The organism is Arthrobacter gyeryongensis (assembly GCF_039543785.1).
GTDB lineage: Bacteria > Actinomycetota > Actinomycetes > Actinomycetales > Micrococcaceae > Arthrobacter > Arthrobacter gyeryongensis.
In genome coordinates, this window is the sequence record NZ_BAABKK010000033.1 from 14,699 (window position 1) to 39,353 (window position 24,655).

The 24,655-nt window shown below is 62.1% G+C and carries 27 protein-coding genes; 12 read left to right on the forward strand and 15 right to left on the reverse strand.

The features are described from left to right. Nucleotides 1–64 precede the first annotated feature (64 nt). From ABEA18_RS21775 to ABEA18_RS21785, 3 genes are all read right to left on the reverse strand, one after another. Nucleotides 65–571, reverse strand: coding sequence for a MepB family protein (locus tag ABEA18_RS21775; protein WP_345452704.1), 507 nt, complete (start codon nucleotides 569–571; stop codon nucleotides 65–67). 36 nt (nucleotides 572–607) lie between these two features. Continuing rightward, the gene (locus ABEA18_RS21780; protein ID WP_345452706.1) at nucleotides 608–898 is read right to left on the reverse strand and encodes an antibiotic biosynthesis monooxygenase family protein; all 291 of its coding nucleotides are present in this window, start codon (nucleotides 896–898) and stop codon (nucleotides 608–610) included. Between the two features lie 81 nt (nucleotides 899–979). Then, entirely contained in the window at nucleotides 980–2,116 is a 1,137-nt protein-coding gene (locus ABEA18_RS21785; protein WP_345452708.1) for an FAD-dependent oxidoreductase, read from the reverse strand. Nucleotides 2,117–2,183: 67 nt separating this feature from the next. Here ABEA18_RS21785 and ABEA18_RS21790 point away from each other — a divergent pair, with 67 nt between their 5' ends. Both ABEA18_RS21790 and ABEA18_RS21795 read left to right on the forward strand, forming a co-directional pair. Beyond that, nucleotides 2,184–2,603 (forward strand): hypothetical protein, encoded by a 420-nt coding sequence (locus ABEA18_RS21790; protein ID WP_345452710.1) that lies wholly within the window; start codon nucleotides 2,184–2,186, stop codon nucleotides 2,601–2,603. 230 nt (nucleotides 2,604–2,833) lie between these two features. Beyond that, nucleotides 2,834–3,340 carry a hypothetical protein gene (locus ABEA18_RS21795; RefSeq protein WP_345452712.1) on the forward strand — a complete coding sequence of 169 codons (507 nt, stop codon included), beginning with the start codon at nucleotides 2,834–2,836 and terminating at the stop codon, nucleotides 3,338–3,340. Here the strand turns inward: ABEA18_RS21795 and ABEA18_RS21800 are convergent. The 3 genes from ABEA18_RS21800 to ABEA18_RS21810 all read right to left on the reverse strand — a co-directional run bounded on the left by ABEA18_RS21800 (nucleotide 3,337) and on the right by ABEA18_RS21810 (nucleotide 4,792). Continuing rightward, nucleotides 3,337–3,732: a DUF7793 family protein gene (locus ABEA18_RS21800; protein ID WP_345452714.1), complete on the reverse strand. Its 396-nt coding sequence runs from the start codon at nucleotides 3,730–3,732 to the stop codon at nucleotides 3,337–3,339. The two genes, ABEA18_RS21795 and ABEA18_RS21800, sit on opposite strands and share 4 nt — an antisense overlap. A 131-nt stretch (nucleotides 3,733–3,863) precedes the next feature. Continuing rightward, nucleotides 3,864–4,472 carry a hypothetical protein gene (locus tag ABEA18_RS21805; protein WP_345452716.1) on the reverse strand — a complete coding sequence of 203 codons (609 nt, stop codon included), beginning with the start codon at nucleotides 4,470–4,472 and terminating at the stop codon, nucleotides 3,864–3,866. A 116-nt stretch (nucleotides 4,473–4,588) separates the two neighbouring features. After that, a complete protein-coding gene (locus ABEA18_RS21810; RefSeq protein ID WP_345452718.1) occupies nucleotides 4,589–4,792 on the reverse strand; it encodes a tautomerase family protein in 204 nt (67 codons plus the stop codon). Between the two features lie 507 nt (nucleotides 4,793–5,299). Here ABEA18_RS21810 and ABEA18_RS21815 point away from each other — a divergent pair. Together ABEA18_RS21815 and ABEA18_RS21820 are read left to right on the forward strand one after the other, a co-directional pair. Further along, the gene (locus tag ABEA18_RS21815) at nucleotides 5,300–5,905 is read left to right on the forward strand and encodes a hypothetical protein (protein ID WP_345452720.1); all 606 of its coding nucleotides are present in this window, start codon (nucleotides 5,300–5,302) and stop codon (nucleotides 5,903–5,905) included. Between the two features lie 1,242 nt (nucleotides 5,906–7,147). Beyond that, on the forward strand, nucleotides 7,148–8,155 hold the full coding sequence (locus tag ABEA18_RS21820; RefSeq protein ID WP_345452722.1) for an Ltp family lipoprotein: 1,008 nt from the start codon (nucleotides 7,148–7,150) through the stop codon (nucleotides 8,153–8,155). A gap of 122 nt (nucleotides 8,156–8,277) precedes the next feature. Here the strand turns inward: ABEA18_RS21820 and ABEA18_RS21825 are convergent, their stop codons facing one another. Then, on the reverse strand, nucleotides 8,278–9,573 hold the full coding sequence (locus ABEA18_RS21825; protein WP_345452724.1) for a flavin-containing monooxygenase: 1,296 nt from the start codon (nucleotides 9,571–9,573) through the stop codon (nucleotides 8,278–8,280). A 126-nt stretch (nucleotides 9,574–9,699) separates the two neighbouring features. Between ABEA18_RS21825 and ABEA18_RS21830 the strand changes: the two genes are divergently transcribed. The 5 genes from ABEA18_RS21830 (at nucleotide 9,700) to ABEA18_RS21850 (ending at nucleotide 13,080) form a co-directional block, all read left to right on the forward strand. Beyond that, a complete protein-coding gene (locus tag ABEA18_RS21830; protein WP_345452726.1) occupies nucleotides 9,700–10,473 on the forward strand; it encodes an SDR family NAD(P)-dependent oxidoreductase in 774 nt (257 codons plus the stop codon). Between the two features lie 64 nt (nucleotides 10,474–10,537). Further along, the gene (locus tag ABEA18_RS21835) at nucleotides 10,538–10,897 is read left to right on the forward strand and encodes a VOC family protein (RefSeq protein ID WP_345452728.1); all 360 of its coding nucleotides are present in this window, start codon (nucleotides 10,538–10,540) and stop codon (nucleotides 10,895–10,897) included. A gap of 96 nt (nucleotides 10,898–10,993) precedes the next feature. Further along, nucleotides 10,994–11,407, forward strand: coding sequence for an SgcJ/EcaC family oxidoreductase (locus ABEA18_RS21840; protein ID WP_345452729.1), 414 nt, complete (start codon nucleotides 10,994–10,996; stop codon nucleotides 11,405–11,407). An 87-nt stretch (nucleotides 11,408–11,494) separates the two neighbouring features. Then, nucleotides 11,495–11,830 (forward strand): YciI family protein, encoded by a 336-nt coding sequence (locus ABEA18_RS21845; RefSeq protein WP_345452731.1) that lies wholly within the window; start codon nucleotides 11,495–11,497, stop codon nucleotides 11,828–11,830. Further along, entirely contained in the window at nucleotides 11,830–13,080 is a 1,251-nt protein-coding gene (locus ABEA18_RS21850; protein WP_345452733.1) for an RNA polymerase sigma factor, read from the forward strand. Before ABEA18_RS21845 ends, ABEA18_RS21850 begins: the two co-directional genes overlap by 1 nt. 12 nt (nucleotides 13,081–13,092) lie before the next feature. Here the strand turns inward: ABEA18_RS21850 and ABEA18_RS21855 are convergent, their stop codons facing one another. After that, nucleotides 13,093–13,461, reverse strand: coding sequence for a VOC family protein (locus ABEA18_RS21855; RefSeq protein ID WP_345452735.1), 369 nt, complete (start codon nucleotides 13,459–13,461; stop codon nucleotides 13,093–13,095). Nucleotides 13,462–13,515: 54 nt separating this feature from the next. Between ABEA18_RS21855 and ABEA18_RS21860 the strand changes: the two genes are divergently transcribed. Further along, nucleotides 13,516–13,968, forward strand: a complete 453-nt coding sequence (locus ABEA18_RS21860) for a MarR family winged helix-turn-helix transcriptional regulator (protein ID WP_345452737.1) — start codon at nucleotides 13,516–13,518, stop codon at nucleotides 13,966–13,968. A 105-nt stretch (nucleotides 13,969–14,073) separates the two neighbouring features. Next, nucleotides 14,074–14,697: a VOC family protein gene (locus tag ABEA18_RS21865; protein WP_345452739.1), complete on the forward strand. Its 624-nt coding sequence runs from the start codon at nucleotides 14,074–14,076 to the stop codon at nucleotides 14,695–14,697. 3 nt (nucleotides 14,698–14,700) lie between these two features. Here ABEA18_RS21865 and ABEA18_RS21870 read toward each other — a convergent pair whose 3' ends face one another. The 7 genes from ABEA18_RS21870 to ABEA18_RS21900 all read right to left on the reverse strand — a co-directional run bounded on the left by ABEA18_RS21870 (nucleotide 14,701) and on the right by ABEA18_RS21900 (nucleotide 24,000). Then, on the reverse strand, nucleotides 14,701–15,474 hold the full coding sequence (locus ABEA18_RS21870; RefSeq protein WP_345452741.1) for an ABC transporter permease: 774 nt from the start codon (nucleotides 15,472–15,474) through the stop codon (nucleotides 14,701–14,703). Further along, the gene (locus ABEA18_RS21875) at nucleotides 15,467–16,255 is read right to left on the reverse strand and encodes an ABC transporter ATP-binding protein (RefSeq protein ID WP_345452743.1); all 789 of its coding nucleotides are present in this window, start codon (nucleotides 16,253–16,255) and stop codon (nucleotides 15,467–15,469) included. The genes ABEA18_RS21870 and ABEA18_RS21875 overlap by 8 nt, the downstream gene beginning before the upstream one ends. Nucleotides 16,256–16,361: 106 nt before the next feature. Next, complete coding sequence (locus ABEA18_RS21880; protein ID WP_345452745.1) at nucleotides 16,362–17,126, reverse strand: alpha/beta fold hydrolase; 765 nt, start codon at nucleotides 17,124–17,126, stop codon at nucleotides 16,362–16,364. A gap of 38 nt (nucleotides 17,127–17,164) precedes the next feature. Then, a complete protein-coding gene (locus ABEA18_RS21885; RefSeq protein WP_345452747.1) occupies nucleotides 17,165–18,544 on the reverse strand; it encodes a Wadjet anti-phage system protein JetD domain-containing protein in 1,380 nt (459 codons plus the stop codon). Beyond that, entirely contained in the window at nucleotides 18,534–21,938 is a 3,405-nt protein-coding gene (locus ABEA18_RS21890; protein WP_345452749.1) for an ATP-binding protein, read from the reverse strand. Before ABEA18_RS21890 ends, ABEA18_RS21885 begins: the two co-directional genes overlap by 11 nt. Next, entirely contained in the window at nucleotides 21,935–22,561 is a 627-nt protein-coding gene (locus ABEA18_RS21895; protein ID WP_345452751.1) for a DUF4194 domain-containing protein, read from the reverse strand. Before ABEA18_RS21895 ends, ABEA18_RS21890 begins: the two co-directional genes overlap by 4 nt. Beyond that, complete coding sequence (locus ABEA18_RS21900; protein WP_345452753.1) at nucleotides 22,558–24,000, reverse strand: DUF3375 domain-containing protein; 1,443 nt, start codon at nucleotides 23,998–24,000, stop codon at nucleotides 22,558–22,560. The genes ABEA18_RS21895 and ABEA18_RS21900 overlap by 4 nt, the downstream gene beginning before the upstream one ends. A gap of 338 nt (nucleotides 24,001–24,338) precedes the next feature. Between ABEA18_RS21900 and cspE the strand changes: the two genes are divergently transcribed. Further along, nucleotides 24,339–24,542: a transcription antiterminator/RNA stability regulator CspE gene (gene cspE / locus ABEA18_RS21905; RefSeq protein WP_028266315.1), complete on the forward strand. Its 204-nt coding sequence runs from the start codon at nucleotides 24,339–24,341 to the stop codon at nucleotides 24,540–24,542. The last annotated feature ends 113 nt before the right edge of the window (nucleotides 24,543–24,655 follow it).

A 24,655-nucleotide genomic window follows, 5' to 3' on the forward strand; every position in this document is an offset into this window, starting at 1 on the left:
CAGCATGCCGTGCGTACCCGACCCGGTCAACGGATGCTCACTCATGTGCCGCCACAGGACCGGCTTACGGGTGCTCGTGAAGTGTGCGACCGTTTTCGGTTACGGTCCGCGACGCGTTACTCGAAGGAAGCTCGGAGAACGCAGCCGCCTGCGCGCGCTGAGTGCGTGACGCTTGAGGATTCAGGTCGGTGGACCATGCGGGATAGACGCGGAAACCGCGCTTGCCGGGATGAAGGTCGGAACTGACGTATCCGAGCGAGATCAGGTGCGGTTTGGTGAACTGAAAGACCCCGAACCGTTCCTGCTCCTCTACTAAGACAAGCAGTCCGGACAACGACTCTTCAACAGTGAAGGGCCTGGTCGATCCGCCTTCGCCGCGCTTCCAGACCGCGACGAAGGCGCCTGGTTTTGCCGGTGTGATCCTGGCGGTGCGGATTCGCCATTGCTCATTCCGGATGCGGGCGACCCCAGATTCGTAGTCGCTGTTCTCTTCCTCAAGCTCTATGACAGGCTGTGCATCGGCAAGGGCAGGCGCAAGATTGAAGAAACGCTTGAACGCGTGGAAATTCACTCTCAAACTGTATCCATGTGCAGGGTGAGGGACCGACTACCGCACAGTCTTGAAGTGCTCAACCACCGGGAATGGATCGTAGAAATGGTGCAGCAGCTCCTTCCACCGCTCATAGTCGGCGGACCCACGGAAGCCTTCGGAATGGGCTTCGACCGAATCCCACTCAACGAGTAGAAGGTACAGGTTTGGAGACTCAATCGAGCGTGAAATCGAAAGACTCCGGAAGCCCTGCTGCTTGCTGATCAGAGGTCGTGCCATCCGAAATGCCTCTTCGAAATCGGACTCGCTGCCGGGACGGACGGGGAGGATTGCGTGCTCCAGAATCATTCCCTCAGCTTCTCACGGTGGTCCAGATGAGGATCTGCTAACGGTCACCCGGTGACATTTAGCGCTGGGAAATTTCGTCACTTATCGCCGCGAATCCGGGGCTTGTCGGGTGTTCCGAAAGGGGAGCGCGTTCAACACAGCATTGCGGATTGTGATGCCCGATCGGGTCTTGGGTACGAGGAGGTGCGATGCGATGCCGGCGCCCCGTTGAAGCGAGTGCACGTGTCGGCGGTGGCTGCGTTCATAGCCGGCGAAAGCGGCGGTATGGTCATCCGGGTAGGAGGCAACCGCGTCGGCGAGGGTCTTGGCCCCAACCATCGCGCTGCTGGATCCTTCACCGAACAGCGAGATGCAACTCGCCGCGTCACCGAGCAGCACCACGCGGCCGGCGGCCCACTGCGGTACGTCCATGCGGGTAACGGCGTCGAAGTACCTCTCGTCGGACGCACCCCATTCCTCGAGCGCGAGCGGGGTGAGCCATCCGCCGTCGGCGTACGTGGACTCGACGAGGCGTCTGCCTTGGTCCGCGTTGCGGTAGTCGAAATCGTGCTGCCCCCGGAAGATGAATGCGAACCCGGGTTTTCCACCCGCCGGGTGGATGGTTAGGGAGGTTCCCGGTTCGTTGTACATCAGCACGGTGCGCGGATCTTGGATCGGTGCAGGGGCGCGCACGGTGCCCACGAACATGCCGAATGGGCGGGAAAAACGTTCTTCGGGGCCGAATACCAAGCGCCGAACGGTGGAGTGGAGTCCGTCGGACCCGACGACCAGGTCGAAGCGACGGGAAGGGGTCCGCCGAAACTCGACGTCGATTCCGCCGTCGTCCTGGTGCAAAGCGGTGATCGAATCGTCCCGGATGATGAGGCTTGTCTCCTGGGCCTTCTCGAGCAACAGGCCGACGAGGTCAGCACGTGAGACCTCGACCTCCCCGTCGCGGTCGGCGCGTTGCCGGGTGGGGATGGTGGCCTGCGGCCGCCCGTCGGCATCGACGAAGACCAGGCGTTCGACGCCGGTGGCAGCCTCCTCCAGGCGCGGCCAGATGCCCATTTGCCGTGCGATAGCGACGGCAGCTCCGCGTACGTCGATAGGGTTGCCACTCGATCGTGTGGCGGCCGCTCGTTCCACAATCGTGACCGACCAACCGGCCTTCGCCAGCCAGTACGCGGCGGTCAAGCCGGCAATGCCGCCACCGGAGACCAGTACGCTTCGATCCACCATGCCCCCATTCAAGCACTCAACACGAGGGGTAAGTCCGCATCACGGGGGGTTCCACGGATATATGCTCATGCACAGTTTGAAGGACCAGGCCTTCGGCGACTTTCAGGACCTTCCGGCATGGCGGGCACTGGTTCCAGCCACGGCTCTCGAAATTTGTCGGCATACCGGACAACACTTGGTGGCCGTCCAGACCGTGCTGCGGCAGGACTATTGGGCAGAGCTTCAGGCAAGTATCAATGAGTTGGACGATCGAGTCATCCATGTAGTGCTGGACGCCGACGAAGCAACCCTTCGGAGCCGAATTGAGAACGACCAGGTCGAGTTGTCCGGCAGGCAGTGGAGATTGGATCACCTCGAGAGGTACGCGGCGGCCCGGGAGTGGATGATCAAAGACGCTGACCTCGTCATCGACACGTCCCGGCTAACAGCGGAAGATGTTGCTTCTCGAATCGCCGAGGCTGTCACCGCGGAACTCTCTGTCCAATAACGCTGAGCGGACAATACGAGGGGTGCCCCCTGCGGGCTGCAGGGCGACAATAGCGTGTGCCCTCGGCCGGTTTCGTCCCGGACGGGCATAATTTGGAGATGCAGCTGCCGTCTATGGATCCGATCTGGTTTATCAAGGCACCCTTCGAGCGAGTCGTCACCGAAACGACTGAATGGCTCAATGGGCTGGGAGGCAGAAGCTTTACACGTCTTCGCGAACCGCTCCCGTCCATGCTTCAGAACCTCGAACCCTGGGCCATGCCCTCGTGGAAGCAGCTCGTGGTGTCGACCGCCGCAGACGAATGGACCGCTGTGTTTACCCAGGGCAGCGATATAGGTACAGCGAATGTTGTCGGCACGCGCCTCGACTGTCTCAACATCCGCACTTCCCACCAACCCCATCTCACCCATGATGGGAAGATCGTCAGCTACGGCAGCACTGCGCTCTGGATCCATTCGGGAGCGCGGCACATCCGTTCCATCCAGGCCAGCTATCAGTCCCGCTGGCTATGGACTCTCTTCGGCGATCCGCAACCCTTCGAGGACCTCGATAAGTACACGGCAAAGAAGATCCCCGACCGGTTCACGCTTGCGTCTTTGAACGAGTACTGCCGCGCTCTCGGAATCGAGCGTGACAACTCAGGTTTCTACGGTTCAAACGGGCTGCTCGTCGAAGAAGACACGAGTAGTTGGACTAGCAAACCGGGCGACAAACTCAGTCGCGAGCACCTCACTTAGACGGCGGATTTTTCCAACGCCTCCGGAACCGGCAACCGATTCAGCCATTCCCTGGCCTCCTCGATAGACGTGAAGTATCCGCGCGGGCACTCTTGCTCACGCAATAGGGCCGCGGCCATCACCCGGTCGACCACTGTGGCCCCGACCAGTGCCACAGCGGACACAAACCGCGTCCCCTGCAGCGTCACTCTGGACTCGAGACTCAAACACACGTCCACCACTTCGACGAGCATCGGTTGCAACCGGCCTCCGGTCACGCCCCGGACGGCAGCGACGACGGCGTGAACATCGGCGGCCGATACAGACGAGCCCGGCGCCCACCGCAGATGGAAGGTACCCTCTGCATCCACATTCAAGGTTGCGTTTGCGCAGGTCAGCGCGATTTCGATCATGGGCCCCCTTAGTCCTCAGATGAGGCTAGCGGTTCCCGAGGCACAAATGTGATTTATCGAACAGTTTCGCTAATTCTTCCGTCGACCGAAGCCCCATCCAGGCGCCAATTGCCCACCATCGCGGGCTTGGGTTATTCGGGCCAGATGCTCCGAACGTTTTCTTGAGCGGTGATGAGCGGTGTCGTTTCGATGGTGATCGACCCTTCATTGAACCCCAGGGCGGCCCAGTCATATACCAGACGCAGCGAACCGGCCTGCGGCGCCGGCCACAACCAGGCGTTAATGCGATAGTCGTAGTTCTGGTCCGAGCCTCCGCCCCCGCGTCCGTGTATGGTCAACTGCGGCCCCTGTGGTTCCGCTCCGTCGAACGGATAGCGGTGAGCCCTGAGGCCGCCGATGGCCTTGGATCCGTCAGGCATTTCCACTCCCACCCGGAGCGATCCTTCGGCAGTTTCCCTGCGGAACGGACGGTGTGGTTGGAGATTATCCATCAGCTCAAACCATTGCTCGTCTGTCATGTCGGCCTGACGGCTGGCGCTCACGGAGAAAGCGAACACGCAGCCCGCCCGGTATACATCGATGCGACGCAGGCACAAGGCGGCACCAGGCCGGCGAGCAAGAACTGCCGTCACCGGGACCGGTACAGGCAACTCGTTCTCCGGCGGGCTTACCCAGATCGGTGTTTCTACTCGTGCGGGATGCGGTTCTGCCGACCGCTCAACCTCCGGAAAGAATGACATGGCCCTCACTCTCCCACCAGCCGAGAGACCTGTCGAGCCTGCCCCAGGGGCTCCTCGAACGGGCCACTCCGGTGATCGGGGCAACGGATTTCCAGCGGGGATTGCGCCGTCCTGTTTCAGACGGATTCGTTCTGTCCTGAATCTGCCAGCGTGATGCCGGCAACAGACCAGTTCTCGCGGGGGAGCTCGTGCAAGATCACCCGGATCGTGTCGGGGCGGATTTCCATAATCTCAGCGTAAGTGGCCGTGAGCGCAGCCAGCAGCTGACGCTTCTTTTCAGTGGACGAGGGGGATGCATTGAGAACCTGGATGAGGGGCATCCACAGATTGTGGCATCCTCCGCGGAGGAACGAGTGGACTCCGGCTCCTCACCGGCCAGATGCGTCTCGAAATGAGCGAATCGGGCTACCGTCCGCAAGCGCAGCCGAGGGATCCCTTGCCGGGCATTTCGAACCTCCCTGATCAATTGCGCTGTAGGGGTCAGGACCTACTGAGCTGCTTGAGGCAGTGTGAGCGGGGCTACGGCGGCGGTTCAGCCGTCCTCGGACCGGGCTGCCCTCTTCAACTCAGCGATCCGCAGCCGTAAGAAGATAATTGCTAAAACCAAGGCATACACGGCAAGGACGGCCACCGCGATCACGAAGGCAACGTATAGAATCCCGATGATTCCGAAGGCCGGACTTAAATTCATTGCTACCCCCAAGAGCCGTTGGGTCCCAATGCTACACAGACTCTTCAGCGATTCTTCGTCGCGAAGTTGGACATTAGGCTCATGAAAGATTCAGTCTGCTTCGTCGGAGTGGATCACGGCCTCATATGGTGGTGCCATGACTGAGACGATCGCTTGGAACTTGGCATGTCGTTGTGGCAATGGCGTTGGCAAGGCGCCGGGGCGAACTGCCGATGCAGCCATTCCCAACCAGCCGCCTTCCGGCTGGACAGGAAGCCTTGGGCCGGGCGTTCGTTGGGAACAGTGGCCACGAAGCCTCAACACTGGTTTGCCCATGATGCATGTGCTGACGATCTGGCTACCCGGTGACTTTCAAAGGCGTGGGCTTCGTGCCGAGGGTGAGCATGCGGACGAGTCAGAAGGTACGAATGCTTGGGATATCGTCGAGCCGACCATCGACATTTGGTTGATTCCGCGCGTCGATCCAAATGCTGGCAAGGCCCCCGTCGAACTCTGGGGAGATGAGGTCGGCCCCGGTGGGTATGTCAATCCTTCAACAGGTGGGAGGAGTCTTGCGGGCTGGGCTGAACCGCTTTTCGCGTTGAGCCACTTGGGTGGAACGGCCTTCCCCGTCCAGGCGATGCCTGAAGGCCTTACTCCTTGGTATCTCGAACTAGAAGAGATCTCGGGGCTCAACTTCGGCGGTGGCGGCAACGCTCAAATCGATCTGGAATCTGATGCCTTCGACTGGGCTTGCGGATAGCGCACAAGGGGATTGCCCTCGAGAATCCGGGCTTCCGGGTTAGGCTCGCGGAATGAAGCTCCGGGGGCTACTTCTGGTCGTGCTTGGGGTGCTGGCCGTTGTCCTGGCCCTGGCTGTGTTTATTCGTGGGGGTGTCAGCACTGTCTGTCCCGCGGTCGGGCACGCCTACACAGGCGATGTGGAGTTGGTATTTGTACATGAGCCAAGGTCGATTTCGGCATGCTTCGGGGAGGGCTGCACTCCGGCCCCAGTAGCCAAGAGCCGGGACGGCAGGTGGTTTGTGCCCCAGTCTGCGCCTTACCTGGTGCCGCCCGTCAGTGTCACCTCTGTCTTTGTTGACGTGATGGACTCTTCAGATGTCCGTGTCGCCCGCGTGCTGGCGATCGAAACGGAGCCCACCGGAGAGCACCCTGACGGCCCTGAATGCGGCGGGCCGTTTCGGTTCAAGCCGGTACAGGTGCCGCCCGGTTGAGCACAAATGGCCCCATTGTCCGGCCTCAAGCCTTCCGGACCTGCAACGCGTTCTTCGGCAGGCTGGTCCGAGGGCCGAGATTTGTGGACTCCACGCGCCCAAAGGCCATCTTCCGTCCGGTTAGGGATCCCTCACCGGAACGCCTAGCTTCTCGGCTCTATTCGAAAGGCACCGTCGGCGAGTCTCCCCAGAGGGGAATGACGCCTACATTCCGGCCAAGCAACTGAGTTAGGACCTGATCCAGATCTCCGGGAAAGTGGAGACTTTCTAACGGGAACGTCCACGAAGCCGAGGTCCAGTTTGTAGCCGGTGGCCCACAGGACGGACGTGATATTTTCGGCGGCCAGGTTGAGCCGCGGCGACGAAGCGGGCAGCCAGTCGTCCGCCGGTGCCAGCCGGTGGTCGGGTGATCGGCGATCCCGCGTCCGCGCAGAAGGGTCCGGAACGCCCGGGACGAGGCACGGCGTTGACAGGCGACCGCGGGGACCATTTGGGCCCAAGGCTATTACCTGTGCAAAGCCTGCTCGAGTCCTGTGCAAATACTGCGCCAAGTGAAGCAGGGATCGACGCATGCTTAAACACGCGCGGATAAAGCGTAGACGCACTTCCGGGGGGAGGGAAACTACACATGGGCAGACCACAGAGCGCCTCTCTCAGCGCCGATCTTCATCGAATCACGGATGTATCCCATCCAGCGGATGACAAAACCTCGCCCCCACCATGCCCACGCGGAAGCCCCCTTCAAGGGCGTCCTTTTGAAAGGAACCTCAATGAGTTCAGCTGACCCCTTCGGCGCGCCGCAGCAGCCGCAGCCGCCCTACGGGCAGACCCCCGCAGGAACCCAGCCCTATCCTGGCGCGCCGGCACCCTATCCGGCGGGGCCGGCCCTTGGCGGATACGGCGTCAGTAGCAAGTCCTTCCTCGTTACTTGGCTCCTCTCCCTGCTCCTCGGCGTTTTCGGCGTGGATCGGTTCTACCTCGGCAAAGTCGGTACCGGCATCCTGAAGCTGTTCACCTTCGGTGGCCTGGGCATCTGGGCTCTTGTTGATCTGATTCTTGTGCTCGCCAACAAGACCCGCGACAAGCAGGGCCGTCCATTGGACGGTTATGACAAGCACAAGAAGATGGCGTTGATCGTCAGCGCCGCCTTCATCCTCCTGAGCATCATCCTGAACACCACCCGAGCGGGCGCCGTCCAAACGTCTGCCACGAGCACCCCCGCACCGAACATATCTGCCGTCACACCCTCTGCGGCTACAGCGGCTGAGATCGCTGCTTCTGCCAAGGCTTCGGCCGAGGCTTCAGCTAAGGCTTCGGCTGATGCTGCCGCCAAAGTGAAGTCCGATGCTGACGCCGCCGCCAAAGCGAAGGCTGATGCTGAAGCTGCCGCTAAAACGAAAGCTGATGCCGAGGCCGCTGCAAAGGCGAAGGCTGATGCCGACGCTGCCGCCAAGGCTCAGGCAGAGGCGGCTGCTAAGGCGGCAGCTGGGACGGTCAGCCAGCAGAACGCTCTGCGAAAAGCTGCTGAATACCTCGGTTTCAGCGCCTTTTCGCGCACCGGACTGATCGGCCAGCTGGAGTTCGAGAAGTATTCAACGGAGGATGCGACCTGGGCCGTGGACCGTGTGAAAGTCGACTGGAACCAGCAGGCAGCTAAGAAAGCCAAGGACTACCTAGGATTCACTTCCTTCTCTCATTCCGGGCTGGTCGACCAGCTGATCTTCGACGGCTTTACCCCGGAGCAGGCAGAGTACGGAGTGAGCCAGGCGGGTCTCTGACGGTCGAGCTCAGTTCCAAAGTGGCCGTGGTGGACGCATTTTGATTCGTCGGGTGCAGCAGCTGTGACTGGTGGACTGGCGTGGCACCGAACGAAGAGGGTAGCTGAGGAGTCGCCCTAGGCTCACCGCCCCGCCACTTGCCCCGCAACATACTCCGCATCCACGCCCACGCCGCCGACGATCGACGAGTAATGGCCCGTCAACCACGGCAGCCCGACTACATACAGCCCCGGTTGCTCGGTGACGCCGCGGACATGCCGCGGATAGCTCCATGCGTCCAGGACAGGAATGTCCACGAAGCTGAGGTCGAGCTGGTAACCGGTGGCCCAGAGCACCGAGGTGATATTCTCGGCGGCCAGGTTGACCCGGGGCGAGGCTACAGGCAGCCACTCGTCCGCCGGCGCGAGCAAAGCCGCAGGCGCATCGATCCCAGCCGCGGCGATGTAGGCGTCGAGCGCACGGCCCATGCGCTGGCCGAACCCGGCCTCGACTGTTGCGAGGCGTTCGGGGAGGTCGTCCGTGAAGGTGACTTCGCCGTCGTCGGCTGCTTCCAGGTGCCCGTGCAGCCGGACGCCTTGGCGGCCCAGTTCGCGGAGATGGATGTCGTGGCCGCCGTCGGTGCCGGAGAGCAGGGGGTTGCAGGCGAATCGTGCGGCGGGGGAGGGCAACTGCCCGACCGTCAGGGCGTTGACCCCGTACTCGGGCCCGTGGATTCCAGCTTGCAGTAGCCAATAGAGGATGTCGTGCCCGCGATACCGGCGCGGCGCCTCCGGACACATCGACACCGCCAGATGCACCTCACGCCCGGCGGCGAGCAAGTCTTCCGCGATCTGCCCGCCAGACTGCCCGGTCCCTACAATCAGCACGGCGCCGTCAGGCAGCTGCTCCGGACTGCGATAGTCGTGCGTGTGGAGCTGCAGGACACTCTTTGGGAGTCCGGCCGCGAGTGCCGGGATTTTCGGTATTTGATACGCGCCGGTCGCCAGCACCACGTTGCGGGCCTGCCAGCCGCCGTCGGACGTTTCAACGGTGAAGCCGCCATCCGACGTCGAGATCCACGTGACGTCCGTGCCGGTCCGGACCGGGGCATCGATCCTCCGCGCGTAGTCGCGGAAATAGTCCACGACGTCGTCACGCGCCATGAACGCCTCAGGCTCCGGCCCGGTATACGGCATGCCCGGCAGGTCCAGTGAGAAGTTCGGCGTGTTCAGCACGAACGCATCCCAGCGATCCTGCCACGCGCCGCCCAGCGCGGCTCGCCGTTCAAGGACCAAGTGCTCGACGCCGGCCCGGCTGAGAAAGTAGCTCGTCGCGAGTCCCGCTTGGCCTCCACCGACCACGAGCGTGTCGATTTCGAGGGGGCGGTTCTGTTGTGCGCTTGTGTCCTGTTGTACGGCTCTGGGCTGGTCAGTCTCCATGAGCGGTCCTCCCGGTCCCTTGGCAGAACTTTACGCCCGGAGATTCGGGTGCGGGAGGTGGGCAGCATTGTCAGCCGCGTGGTTGCGTGGAAACTGTCGCCTTGGCCGCCAACGGGAGGAAGATCAGTGAGCAAGCTAGCACTTATCACGGGCGCCAGCTCCGGAATCGGCTGGGCAATCGCCGAGCGCCTGGCCGCTGACGGTTACGAGTTGGTGACCGTGGGCCGGCGGCAGGAACGCCTGGAACAATTCGCCGCGTCGCACCGGCAGACCACGGTCCGGACCGTCGTCGCCGACCTGTCCACGGCTGAGGGTATCGACTCGGTCGCCGAGATCTGCGCAACCGAGCCGGTAACGATGCTCGTGAACAACGCCGGAGTGGCCCACTACATGCCCCTCGCCGAGCTTCCTGCCGACAAAGCCACCGAACTCGTTAACGTCAAAGTCCTCGCACCCACCATGCTCAGCCGTGCCGCAATCCCGGGCATGCAGGAACGTGGCACGGGCACCATCATCAACGTGGCCGGCATGATCGCCTTCGGCGGCCCCGCCCCGCACTCCCAGATGCCCCGCCGCGTGGTCTACGGCGGGAGCCTGGCGTATCTCGTCGCGATGTCCCAGACCCTCAGTGCGGAGCTGGAGGGCACCGGGATTACGGTGCAGGTGGTGTGCCCGGGCGTGGTGGCCACCGAATTCCACCAACGCCAAGGCATGGACTTGAGCATGATGCCGCGGATGAGCGCCGCCGACGTCGTCACAGCGAGTTTGCGCGGCTTGGAACTGGGCGAAACTGTCTGCGCCCCGGGCGTGGAGAACGCAGGGCTCCTCGACGCCGTCTTCCGAGCAGACCTCGCCGCTTTCGGAGCGCAGAGCCCCGAGCTCGCCACGCGGTACCGATAGTTTCGGCTAATTCGGGCGGTCGAACTTGATGCGATCCTCCGGAATCGGTCCTAGAGTGTTGGCCATGGCTATCGCACGCTTCCCCGTTGTAGTGCTCGACTGTCCCGACCCCAAGACCTTGGCCGAGTTCTACAGCGCACTTCTTGAGTGGAAAATCGAGCGGAACGACGACGACTGGTGGTCCGTCCGCGCCGGGTACGGCGATTCGCTTGCGTTCCAGAAGGTCGACTCCTATAGGGCGCCGGAATGGCCTGGCCAGGACGTTCCGCAGCAGATGCACCTCGACGTCGTGGTCGACGACCTCGACACCGCTGAGGCGGCCGTGCTCGAGCTCGGCGCGACCAAGCACGAGAACCAACCGGGAACGACATTCCGGGTGTTCCTTGACCCCGCCGGTCATCCTTTGTGCCTCTGCCTGGACTGATTGGTCACAGTTGTCGATCTGTGCTTCTGCCGCGCGTCGTATGAGTAAGGGCCCCGAAAGGAAGGGCTAACTGACAGCGACGAAAGGAACAGACCAATGTCAAAGAACGAGCCCACCGACGCTCAGTCCGAGGCGACCGACGAGATCCGCAGCCTCTTCCGCGAGATCTACGCCGCATGGGCAGAAAATGATGCGGATGCTTTCGTGGCATCGTATCGGGACGACGCCACGGTGGTTATGCCGCGGACGTATCACCGCGACAAGGGGGAAATCCGGGGTTCCATGGCTGCTGGCTTCCAAGGTCCGCTCAAAGGTTCCCGGGCGGTCGATGAACCTCTGAGCATCCGCGTTATAGGGGACCACACAGCGATCGTAGTCAGCAGGGCCGGCATTCTGATGGTGGGAGAAGCTCAACTCCCGGTCGACCGCGAAGTCATTGCCACGTGGGTATTGGTTCGAGAGGATGGGCGCTGGCTCGTCGCCTCGTATGCCAATGCGCCGGCCCACTGAAAATCGTGTCGAAGAGCCGAACCCGCAAGGTGTTCGGTGTTGGTGGAGCGAAAACCCAAATCAAAGTTCAGACGAAGGGACTGCGAAATGCCAAAGTATTTGGTCCTGATCTTCCAGGATGAGGTGGCTACGAAAGAAGTCGCGGGCGAGACGGTCAGCGAGGACTACCAAGCGTTTATGCAGCGCCGCGGGCGGTCTCTGCTTGGCGGGGCCGCACTTGAGCCGGCGGAGACGGCGACGTCCATACGACGCGACGGGTCCGGTGGATTCTCGGTGACGGACGGTCCCTTCGCCGAGTCGAAGGAGACGCTTGGCGGCTACTACCTCATCGAGGCAGCCGACCTCGATGAGGCGTTGGAGATCGCCAAGGAGGTTCCCGCCGGGGTCGGAGTCGAGGTTCGGCCCGTTCGAGTGGCAAGCTGATGCCGGCCGCCAGCCCAGAGGTCGCTGCTGCGGTCGCGGAGGCGCACCGTCGGGAGTGGGCGTTCGTGTTGGCGGCCACAGTGCGTATTGCCGGTGATATCGACACTGCGGAAGAAGCCGTGCAAGATGCGTACGCCAGCGCATTGTCGACGTGGGGTGCGCGTGGCATCCCGGAGAACCCTGGAGCGTGGCTCACCGTGACCGCGCGGCGACGAGCAGTGGACATGCGCCGACGCGCGGCGACCGCACAGCGGGCGCTCCCCAAACTTTTCGACCCCGAGGTCAAATCGCTCGACGACCCGGGCCGCGAGACGGAAGTCATAACCGATGACCGGCTGCGGTTGATATTCACGTGCTGCCACCCCGCCCTCGCGCCTGACGCTCAAGTCGCCCTGACGCTGCGCCTTTTGTGCGGGCTGTCGACGGCCGATGTTGCGCATGCTTTTCTGCTTCCGGAGGCGACGATGGCGGCGCGGATTACCCGGGCGAAAAAGAAGATCGGGGCCGCGCACATCCCGTACCGCGTGCCTGCAGCGTCCGAACTGCGCGAGCGTGTCGACGGCGTGCTGTCCGTTGTCTACCTGCTGTACACCACCGGGCACACCGCACCATCAGGAGCGAACCTGATGCGCAGAGATCTCGCCGAACGCGGCCATGAGCTGGCGAGAATGCTGCGCGTCCTGCTGCCCGGCGACCCCGACGTCGCAGGGCTTCTCGCGCTCGTGTTACTCACCGACGCCCGCAGGGGCGCACGACTCGATGAGCACCGTGAACTCGTGCTGATGGAGAACCAGGACCGATCGAAATGGGACCGGTCGGCCATTGATGAAGGGGTGGCGCTCCTGCGCGAGGCTTTGAATCTACGGCCACCGGGCCGCTTCGCCCTCATGGCGGCGATCGCAGCCGTCCATGACGAGAGCAAATCGTGGTCCGACACTGACTGGCGGGAGATCCTGGGTCTCTACGACCTGCTCATGGAGACGTGGTCCTCTCCGGTCGTCAAACTTAACCGGGCCATCGCCCTCGGCTTCGCGGTCGGCCACGCGGAAGGTCTGGCCGAGTTGGATGCGCTCGGAGCCGAACCGCGACTCGCCCGATACCCGTATCTTGCCGCTGCACGCGCCGACTTCCTGACCCGGCTGGGCCGTTTCGACGAGGCCCGGGTTGCCTTTGAAGAGGCGCTAATCCTCACCGAGAACGACACCGAACGAAGCTACCTCCGGTCCCGACTAAGTGAACTGATGGAATGACTCCAGCGAGGGTCAGCCACGGTCGTGGAGGGTGATTTGGTATCCGTCGGGGTCGGCGAAGGTAAAGGTGCGCCCAAATGGGCCGTCGAAGGGTTCGACCACGATTTCAGTACCGACGGCCGCTAATTTGTCATGGATCGTTTGCGTGTCCGTGGCGTGCAACCACAATCCGATGCCGAGGCCGGGCTGTGGCGTGGAGGCAAGGCTGACGCCCGGCGCAAGGTCCCGGACGGCGAACGCGACCGGTTTGGTCTCAAATACCACCGCGTGCGGCGGCCCCGCTGGGGAACGGGTCAGCCCGAGGTGCTGCTGGTAGAAAGCGGCAGACGCATCGAGATCGCGCACCTGAATTGAAATGAAGTCGGGTCCGGTGACCGGCATGAGGGGCTCCTTAGTGTCAGTTAGTTGACACTAAGGTTATGTCAGAATATTGACATGAGTCAAGACGTAACACGAGTCAACCTCGATACATCGCTCGGGTATCTCCTCAAGGAAGCGGCCAGTGCCCTTCGCACGGCAATGGAGGGTGTGTTGCGGCCGCTGGGCATGAGCATCACCCATTACGCATGCCTTGAGCTCCTTGCTCAGCGGCCGGGGCTGTCCAACTCCGAGCTCGCGAGAGGCGCCTTCGTGTCTCGACAGTCGATGAACGTTCTGTTGCAGGCGCTAGAGCGTGAGGGTCTGGTTTCTCGCGCGACCGAGGCTTCGGTCGGCCGAATACTGCCGACTGAACTGACGGCGCATGGCCGCCAGCAGCTCGAAGCCGCCAGTGCTGCAGTCAAGGCGGTGGAAGACACCATGCGCTCGGGCCTCAGTGACGACGAACAGAAACAGCTTCAAGGCATGTTGAGGACATGCGTCGCTTCCCTGCAACCGGGCAGCCAATAGAAAGGACATCGCAACTCAGAAATGGTCAGGATTGAAGAAGCGGTCAGTGGGGCCTCGGCATAAAGTCGAAATCACAAAGCAACCCACCTCACTAAAGGACATGCCATGACCGCCATCGAATCAGTCACCCTCGAAGTTCCTGACACCGCCGCCGCAACCGCTTTCTACGATGCCGCCTTCGGATTGGGCCCGCGCGTGCGCGTGCGGGCTTCGAACGCTCCTACTGACGGCTTCCGCGGGTTCACGCTGTCGCTCGTCGTGTCGCAGCCCTCCACCGTTAGCAGCCTCATCGATTCCGCCGTGGAAGCCGGTGCCACGACGCTCAAGCCGGTGGCGAAGTCCTTGTGGGGCTACGGTGGCGTCGCGCAGGCTCCGGATGGCGCGATCTGGAAGGTCGCGACGTCGGCGAAGAGGGACAGCGGTCCGGCCACCCGGGAGGTCGACAAGATCGTGCTCCTGGTGGCGGTCGCGGACGTTGCCGCGAGCAAACGGTTCTACGGCGACCGGGGCCTTTCCGTCGGGAAGAGTTTCGGCAAGTACGTCGAGTTCGCCATGCCATCGAGTCCCGTCCAGCTCGGGCTCTACGCGCGCCGCGCCCTTGCAAAGGACGCCGGCGTATCGCCCGAGGGCACCGGATCGCACCGACTCACGATCGGCAGCGACGCCGGCCCGTTCACCGACCCCGACGGGTTCGCATGGGAGCCCGCATCACTTCTATTACCTAAGTAGGCGCTACCGCGATTCCCATCGGAACCAGCGGATTCCGATGAACGCGAACACCACGATGTAAGCGACGCACGCCAAGAGCGAGCCGGTGTCCTGGCCGCTCCACGCCGACTGGTTCAGGACATCCGAAAAGAGTGTCATGAGGCCTCCGACCGGAGACCAGTCCGAAATTGTCTTGATCGTGTCGCCGAGGATGCCGGTTCCGCCGAAGACGCCGAGGAGCAACAGGACGATCATAAGCAGCCGGCCGATCGCGCTGATGGCGTTGCTGGATCGGATCAGGCCGACGAGTGCTTGTCCTATCGCCAGGAAGACGGCGGCCCCGAGAATAGAGACGGCGATGACCAGGAGGTACTGGCCGGCATTCAGTGTGAGGCCGTGAACGATCGCACCGACGATCACCACGATGATGGAAGCGATCAGGTTGGTGACCACCTGCACGATGAGGCGGCTGGTTATGATCATCCAGTTCGGCGCTGGGGTTACCCGTAGCCTTTGCAGCACGCCGATGTCCCGGTCGTGTGCCAAGGTCAGCGTGAACCCGAGCAAGCACGACGTGAGCAGACCGAGGGTCAAGGCCAAACCGATGATGAGGGTGGATCCTCCGAGGCGTGATTGCCCTTTGCCGAAGGTTGTGGCCACGAGGATCACGATCGGCAGCAGGGCGCTGAGGACAAGCGAGGTCTTGCTGTTGAGCATCACAATGGAGTCCGCGCGAAGCAGCGAGCCCATCGCTAAACCGAGCGGCGGGCGCACGGTATCGACCCTGGCGTTAGTCACGGATCTCACTTCCTGTCAGTCCGATGAAGACGTCTTCCAAGGTGGGCGCGCCATGCGCTACTGAATGAACGCGAGGATCCTCCCTGTGCTTGTCGATCAGCTCCGATGGTTCTCCGACCGTGAGAAGCACGCCATGATCGATGATTGCCACCCGGTCGCACACGGCCTGGGCTTCCTCCATGGAATGGGTCGTGAGGAGAATGCTGTTGCCTTCGCCGCGAAGTTCTTCGATGCGACGCCACAATCCGCGGCGTGACTGCGGGTCCAGCCCTGCGGTTGGCTCGTCCAGCAGCAGGAGAAGGGGGTTGTGGATGGTGGCAATGAACAGCGCGAGCCTTTGCTGTTGCCCGCCCGACAACTGTTTGAACCGTTTGCCCAGCTCCTGTTCGAGCCCGATGGCCCGCATACTCGTGCCTATCTGCTCACGCGAGAGTTTCACCCCGTAAAGCCCGCCGTAGAGCTTTGCGATCTGTTGAATGGTCAGTTCGGCCTGGAAGCTGGAGGATTGCAGTTGCACCCCGAGGCGCGCTTTCGCGTCCAGTGGCTCTTGTTGAACGTCGATTCCGTCCACCAGCAGCCGCCCGGATTTCGGTTTGACCAACCCTTCGATCGCGCTGAGTGTGCTCGTCTTTCCCGCGCCGTTCGGCCCTAGCAAGCCGAAGATCTCACCGCGACGGATCTGAAAACTGACGCCGTCGACGACGGTTCGCTCGTCGTACGCGACGCACAAGGCGCCGACGTCCAAAACCGCCGGTTGTGCCGGCATGTTCACTTCATTCATCGAGCCGCATCCCTCTCAGGCTGGCCGAAGCGCCCCATGTCAGGGCGCGGTTGCGATGAGTCTATATGCGGGAACCTGATGTTTTCGTGGGAGCCGACACAGCGCCCTAAACGACCCGATCCGCACGTTCCCAATGCTCCCGCAGCAACGCGCCAAGCCGGTCGGGTTCGATCCTGTGCGGGGGATCGAAGTGGTGGCGATCCGGGAACACTTCGAGGCGGAAGTTCGGGAATACGGTGGACAGCCGCTCGCCAACCTCGCCATAGTCGTCCGGGTTGCTCAGGCCGCCGAGGGCGAAGAACACCGGCCGATTGAACGCAGCAAGCCGCGCCCTATCCAGATCGTAAATCTTGAAGTCACGCAGGAATGCCCTGATCCCCGCCGGCCGCTTGGCCATCCACGGCGGCGGTCCGCCCTCGGGCGGTGGCGGAAGGACGACGTCGGGCTTCACTCCCAACCTCATGAACGCGGCCATGAATTGATCTGGCGGTAGCGATTCCAGCGCCTCATAGTCCTTCCAGAGCCGGGTGTGCGCCGGACTCCAATCCCAGCTTCCCGCCCACGCGGGCTCCAGGAGCGTGAGACTGAGCAGTCGCTGTGGATGCTTGGCAGCGAACGCCAAAGACGCTGCCCCGCCGCCCGAATAGCCGAGCAAATGGAATGTCTCCCAGCCACGGGCATCGGCTTCGCGCAGGACACCCTCGATTTCCGTGTCCAGGCTCCAGTCCGGCGGCGGCTCATCGCCGTCGTACAATTCGAGGTCCTTCGCGACGGCATCGACGTCGGGACCCAGCGCTTCGATCAGCGCCCCATAGGCGGGTTCGGCGGGAAGGACGCTCCCTGGAAGAAGAACGACCCGAATCGGCTCCATGGCGGAACTCTACGCCAGGCGCTCGAAAGGCTCTAGGGCTAACCATCGCCCCGCAGATCAGACAATATTCCTGCGGTCGAGATTTCGCTCTCGATCCTCGGCATCGACCGAAAATCGATGGCGTCCGTTTTTGCCGGCCTGAGTCCGGCAGGCCCAGCAGCAATCCGTTCCAACGCCCAGTCCCAACGGATCAGTTCCTGTTCCAAACGGGCGCCGTTTCCGTAGCGGTTGTTTCCCAGCGACTCGTAGACCTCCGCTTCTTGTGCGGTGAGCCTCGCCAATTGGGCCCGTGACGGTGATACTTCCACGCTCCACGCCTCCCGATGGGCAAGCAGCGTCGCCTCATCCATGAGAACGCTGGACACGTGCGGGTGAACTGAGCGGAGCTGATCCAGGATCCGGAAGCCGTGTGTGTCCAGATCTCCCCAGTACAAGACCTCACAGTCCCGAATCCATTCCGCGTCCCTCAATGACGAAAAGCCGTATCCAGCGCCAAACAACGCCAAGGACCGTGGCCGTTGCGGAAGGGCAAGGAAGTTCACCAGATTCTCGGTGACGAGCACAGAGGTGACGGGAAGCCGTATCGTGCTGAAAGCCTCTGCCGTGACCATAACGTCGCGAGCGTCGCCCAGCAGCGGAATGTTGGGGTCCAGGAGCCGGAAGCGGACTAGTTCAGGCGGATGCAGGAAACCATGACGCTCGGCGAAACGGGCTGCCGGTGTCCGCGCTATCGGGCTAAGCAGCGGGCCTTCAGTGCCGGCCAAAGCAGCACCGTCCGAAACGGTGCTTTGGCCTGGCAGATCGTCCGCCGGCGGCCTGTGCTGCAGCACAGCCACCATTTCATCAATAACCCGCCGATGAGTCTCGATGAACTTCGTGTGGACCCCGGGGAGGCTCAATTGCCTCAGATAGATCCCCGGCCCGGGGTTCTCCATCAGCCACAGCGCCACCCGCGCGGCGGTCAGGGCCGCATCGCCCAGAGCCAACAGTTGCAGTGGGCGTTTCAGTACCCAGCTACTCAGTGCCGGATCCAGCCCAGTAAGCTCTTCAGCCAGCGAACGGAACTGCCCCAGCTCCCGGGTCTTGCCCACGAAGGCAACCTCGTCCTCCACCCTCGCAAAGACTGCCGCGGCAGGGAGGTGGTTGGAACCGATGGTGGTCCGCCCGACGTCGACGGTTTCCAAGGTGAACGTCCCGGCCGAGGCGAACAACTCAGCTGCCCACTCACGCGCGGCCGCATAGTCGTCCCGCAGTTCGGCGGCCGATGGCCGCTTGAGCGCACGACGGCGGGGGTACGCTTCCGTTGGTTCCAGCGCCTCGCGCAGCAGTTGCCCGCGGTCCCATGCGTTAACGGACAGCGAACGCAGCGCCGCCAGCGTGGTCCAGGTCCGGGATGCACCGGTGTTTTTAGCTGGCAAGGCGATCCCGTTTCTCCCGGTATTCGATGATGGTCATGTTGCGAAGCTGGGAGTCGTTGCCGTTGGTGTTCGCTACGAAGCCCACGTGTGCTACAAAAGGCTCGATCACGTGGATCTTTTGAAGCGGGGTGACGATCAAAAGCTGTAGTTTCATGCGCTGGAAGAGTTCCAAGCCGTACCGGGCGGACTCGTCCGAGCCGCGGCCGAACGCCTCGTCAATCACCACAAAGCGGAAGCTACGTCCCTTCGCCGCGCCCTTTCCCAAGCCGTTTCCAGAGGCGAGCCCGAACTGGAAAGCCAACGCGGCCGCAAGGATCGTGTACGCCAGTTTTTCCTTCTGGCCGCCCGACTTTCCGCCCGAGTCGGTGAAATGCTCGAACTCTTCACCGGTCTCCGTCCACTTTTCCGAGGCTGAGAAAGTGAACCAGTTCCGCACGTCCGTTACTTTGGCCGTCCAACGTTCGTCGAGCGCTGTGTAACCATCCCGTCCACGGAATCGTTCGATCAGCCGCTCCACCTGCAGGTACTTCTGCTCGGAGTACTGATCCTCGTCTCCTATAGTCCCCTCCGAGCAGGCCCGCAGGTCTATCCCGAACTGGCGCACATCCAAATCCGTCGAGCCTTGATGCTCCAACTGGATATGCCTGCCCGCGTTGTATTCGATCCCTGCCAAGGACACGTTGATTTCACCGATCCGACTCACGATGTCCTGGCGCCGACTGTCCAGGAAGGCGTTGAATGCCACCACCTCGTGGATGGTGTTCTGGGTCAGGGACTCTTTGAACCGCGCCTCGAAACGCGGCAGATCGTCCTTCTCCAGCTGCTCAAGCAGCCGGTTGAACTCTTGGGCCGCTTCCAGCGAGGCGTCGATGTCGGTGGTCTCGTTGCGGTAGTTGCCGCGGAACTCCGTCATCAAGCGAACGGTGGATGCTGCTGCCGTGGCGATGCGTTTGGTGAGTGCATCGATCGATGCGGTCAGGCCCGAGCGGACCGAGCTCTCGGCGGTGCCCGTGTTCTTGTAGGTGAGTGTTTTCTCGCCGAGCACCTCGGCGGCGAGCCGAGCCACGGCGGCCAGCACGCCGTCGTCGTCGGTCAACGGATGTTCGAGCAGCGTTAGGCGGCATTCTTCGATCACCGCAGCGATATCTTTGGCGTCTTTCTCATTGGCGCCGAGTCGCTGCTGGATTTTGTTCGACTTCTCTTCGAGGCGTCCGAGCTTTCCGGCCACCTCGGTTTCTTTGGCCGTCAGCTGCTGCAGCACGCTGCTGGCCGACTGGAGTTCGTTCTTTTCCGTCTTGAGATCCTCGATGCGCCGCGCGGTGAGCTGCCAGCCGATCTCGGCGAAATCGGCCACAGAGCGAATCGTTCCGAGCTGCTGGTTCCGGCGCCCGAGAGAGCCGAGGGACACGTCCACTTTGTCCAGCTGGGTTTCGACCACCCTCACGTTGCCGTCCACCTCGTCCCGCTCGGCGAGGAAACGTGTGATCTTGTCCTGGTTGTCCCAGCCGAGGACGTAATTGCGCCGGTCCGCGAGATCCCGGCGATCATCCTTCTCATGCCTGCCCCGGCCGCCCTTCAGCTGGCCGTTGACCGTCAGGGCTTTGGGGTAGCGGCGGAAGTCCTCCATGGTCTCGCAGCAGACATAGTCGAACCGGGTGCTGAGTTCGTCCAGAAGGAAAGCGCGGAAGGGAGTGCCTTGCTTGATGGCGATTTTCGCCGCCAGTGTTCCTGCTTCAGCAGGCCGCGTCGGGTTCGAATCTCCGACCCTCAGGTAGACCAACCTGGCCCGGAGATTATTTGAATCCACCCAACTGCTGACCGACGGGTAGTGCTCGGGAGAGACCAGCAGGGACAAAGCGAAGCCATGCAACGTTCTTTCAGCTGCGCCCTCCCATTCCGACTCCCCGTCGCGCACCCGAAGCAGTTCGCCGGCATAAGGCAATGCGGTTTCCGCGACGCCGATTCCCTCGCACAGCCGACGGCGGAGCTCCAGCTGGGCGAGCGGCAGCAGGGTCTGGCGGGACTGCAGGCTAGCCAGTTCGGCGGCGATGTCTGCCTTTCGGCTGCCGAGTTCGGACCGCTCCAAAGTCAGGCCGGTGCGGCGTTCCTGCAGCACACTGGACTCAGCAACAAGCGCCTGTTCCACCTCGCCTAAACGCGCCCGGTTCGCGTCGAACAGGACACGGTCTTCCGGCAACCTCAAACCCAGTTCGACGGCGGCAGCGGAGTATTGCTCGAAGCGCTTGCGTTGGGAGCGGGAATCGTCCCCGAGCCGCGCGATGTCGGCGTCGATCGCGGCGAGCCGACCTCCACCGTTGGTGCGGATGTCCTCCTGAACCACTGAGAGCTCATGACGCAGGCGCGAAATGTCGGCGCTGAGCTGGGTGCTGTCCTCGAGTAGTTTGACCCCTGCGTTTTCCAGCTCCTGCTGGTGTTCCAGGCTCAGCGTCAGCTGCTGATCGGTGAACCACGGATGCAATTGGTCGCGCTGCTGCCGGGCAAGGGCATCTTCGTCACTCAGTTGCTCATGCACTGCGGCACCGTCGCGGATCGGCTTCAGCAAGCCGATCTGGTCCTTTGCCCTCAGCACGGCCTCGTGGGCTTTCTTGAGGTCGTCGAAGTGGTGGATCAGGTTGTCGATGCGCGACTTCACGTCATCGTCCTCGAGCATGTTGGTCCGCACGAAGTGGGTGATGTTCTCCACCTGTTTCATGGAGACGGTGCGGTGGAACAGATCCATTGCCTGGTTGCCGCTGATGCCGAAGTGACGTTTGAAGGCCGCGGCGTAGGGGTCGAAGGTGTCATGGACGGCCGTGCCCGCGGCACGAAGCTTCTTTTTCAGCTTGGCCGGATCCTGTCCAAAGTTGGCGAAGTCTTCCGCAATGGACTGATCAGTTTCGGCCAACGAGTAGAAGCGGCTGGGCTGGCCTGCTTCTTGCATGGTCCAGAGTGTGATGGCCAGCGTGACGGACTTATTGAGTACCGCATTGTGGAAGACACCGAGGACTACGGTGAGGGCTCCTGGCGCCCGAAGCGCCACGGGTTTGGAGTACTCCCCGCCGGTGCTGCGCGTGCTCTTATGGAAGCCACGAACGTACGACATGAGCGTGCGTTCGCGTTTCTGGGCGCCCGCGGCTTTGTTGTAGTCGATCCTATTGGCCGGAAGCAGGAGCGTCGTGATCGCATCAACCACCGTCGACTTCCCCGAACCTATGTCTCCGGTCAGAAGGCTATTGGCGCCATCCAAACGGAATGTGCGGACACCGCCGTGGAATGTTCCCCAGTTGAGCAGCTCCAGGCGGTGCAGCCGGAAGCCCGGGAGGGCGCCGTCGTCGTTTTGCCCCGCCGGGAGCTCGTCCAGGCTGAAAAGGCCCTCCTGCAGCCCGGCGGTCATGCGTCTTCCGTTTCCGTTGAAGCTGCGGGCTTTTGCCCGGTGAGTGAGCGGCGGTAGTCCGCCAGCCGGGCGTCGAACTCTTCCAGCCACTGGGCATCCACGTACGCCTTGAGGATGCGCGCCACCTCGTAGGTGCCGGTTTCTCCGCGCAATTTCCGCAGGAAACCGAGCTCTACGACCTTTTTGATGTTGGCACCCAGTTTGTCCACGATCCGAGCTTCATTGCTGGATTCGGGCAAGAACACCGAAACCATGTCGGCAATTTCCTGCTCCGTCATGATGAGGCGGGTCTCGCTGCTATTCGTGTCGAACTCGAGCATCCGGGCACGCAGGAGGGCCAGGAGCAGGCTGACATCGAAGGTCAGTTGGCGTCGGGGGATAAGCCGTGGGAGCGTGACATCCGGGTCCTCCCGCGATTTGAGGAAGGCGTACCCTTCGGATTCGTCCAGGATCAGGTCCAGCCCGAGGACTGCAACATAGTCGCGGACTTGGGAGGCCAAGGCTAAAAGCGACTGCCAGACCTTCTCGTCGGCTTCCGAATAGACCACGCCTTTGAACAGCCTGGTGACGACGCCGGGCAGTTCCTCCGGGGTGCGGGTGTCGGGTTCCATGATGGTGTTCATGCAGGCCTCACAAAGATGATCTGATCGATTGTCGCTTCCCGGATGCTGCCGTCCGGCAAAGACCAGGACAGTTGCTGGGTGGCCTCGGGGTTGATGTTCGCCCATTCCGACTCGGCGGCCAATTGGTAGTAGGCAACCAGCTCCGCCAGGCCCTGCGACAGGGGATAGGCGGCGGTAATATCAGCCAACGTGGCCTGGTCCGCGTCTTCCAAGACCGCATCGATGTGGGACTTGAGGTGCTCTTTGTCCACATAGAACTGACTGAACAAGGCGCCGGCGTCAACATCGGCGTCGTCGGCAATGACGACGTCGTCCATCACCCGGACTCTGCTGCCCGGCTCATAGAGGGGACGCTCAAACGGCAGCGCGACATCCACTGACGGGGCGTCGATCTCCATGAAAATGCCCGACGGCGGTTGGGCTCGGGTGGTGAGGGCAGTCGACTCGACGCTTCGGATAAGTTGCATGATCCGCTTGTTCTCCAAGAAGACCTTGTCGTCCAGGAGCCTGCGCATTTGCTGGGACAGCTGGCGGACAGTGGCTTGTGTCTGCTCGACGGCGGGCAGCCAGTCCTGGTGGAGGTTCGCCAGGGCATGGAGATTGTCCATGCGGGACAGGGCTTCAATCTGCGTGGCGCGCTGAAGAAGGTCCCGTAGCTCTGTACGGAGTTGTGGCGACATGAGGTAGTCCCAGAATCCTTGGAACGTGCGCCCCTGCAGGGAGCTGCCAATATCCTGCTGGTTGGCAAAAATGGAGTCGAGGAGCTCCCCTTGGCTGCCATCCCACGTGGCGATCTGCTCGCGCACCTGGCGGTCCAGCCGCCGGAAGTTTTGTTCGACTTCACGGAAGTCGGAGAGCAAGTCTTTGGCCAAAGTGGTCAGCTGTTGGAAGTGGTCCAGTGCTTCCGGAGCGCTCATGACCTTGATGTTGCCCTCGCGTAGGCGCTGCATTTCGGCGTCGACCCCGTCACGCTGGCGCTGGAGTTCGGCCAAGCGCACTTCCGGGTCTGTCTCCGATTGCTGGACGAGCGTCTTGAGCACGGCGAAAATGCTGGTCAGGCGGGACTGGGTGGCCACGAACTCCCTCCCGCGCAGGTTCTCGACCCACCGCACCACGTCTTCCGCGGCGGCGGTGAGATCGTAGTGGGGTTCGTCCTCGCCGGGAACATAGTATTTCCGTAGCCAGGCCCGCTCCGGATCGGCCCAATCGTCGAGGTATTCCGACGCTGGGCGGGGAAATTTTCCCTCACCGAAGGACTGGCGGACGCCGAACAGCACATCCTCCAGAATGTCGATGAGTTGCTGCCGGCCGATGTTTCGTCGGTTGGGGCCGGTAAACGCGGCCATGAAGAAGTGCACAGCCAGCGGAGCGTTCTGGGCGCGAACCAGGGCCCATCCTGCATGGGTTTCACGCAGTGAATTTATTGCGTAGTAATCCATATGTTCCTCTGGTTCCAGCCATGCCGGCTGCGTTCAGGCTACGTGCACTTCAGCGGCTGCATCGCGTGGTTCTAGGCTAAGCGAGGTCCCGGACATTATTGGGGCAGCCCGTGTGTAGCCGCCCAGTTCGCGGCGCGGCAGATGAAGGTTTTTGACAAATAGTAGCCATCCGCCCAAAGGCCTGTATGCTTGTAGCTGTTGTTGTGTTTGGCATTTGGTAGTTCAGGCAGTTCCCGCGGTTCATCAACCGCGACCTTCTGAAGTAACGGTGGAGAACACCCCACACCGGAGGCCCGACAGTCGGGACAACCTCCACCTTCAGTAAGGAAACTGAAAAAATGGCTACAGGTATCGTCAAGTGGTTCAACTCCGAAAAGGGCTTCGGCTTCATCTCCCCGGAAGATGGCAGCCAGGACGTTTTCGCTCACTACTCTGCAATTAACTCGGGCGGCTACCGCTCCCTCGAAGAGAACCAGAAGGTTTCCTTCGATGTCGAGCAGGGCCCCAAGGGTCCCCAGGCAGTAAACATCCAGGCTCTCTAAGCTTCGGATTTCAAAAAGCAGGGCCGGTCAATGACCGGCCCTGCTTTTTTGTGTACGCCCGGCATGGGCATTTGCTTGGAGGTGTGAGTCCTCTGGAGGAGAAGGTGGTTTAA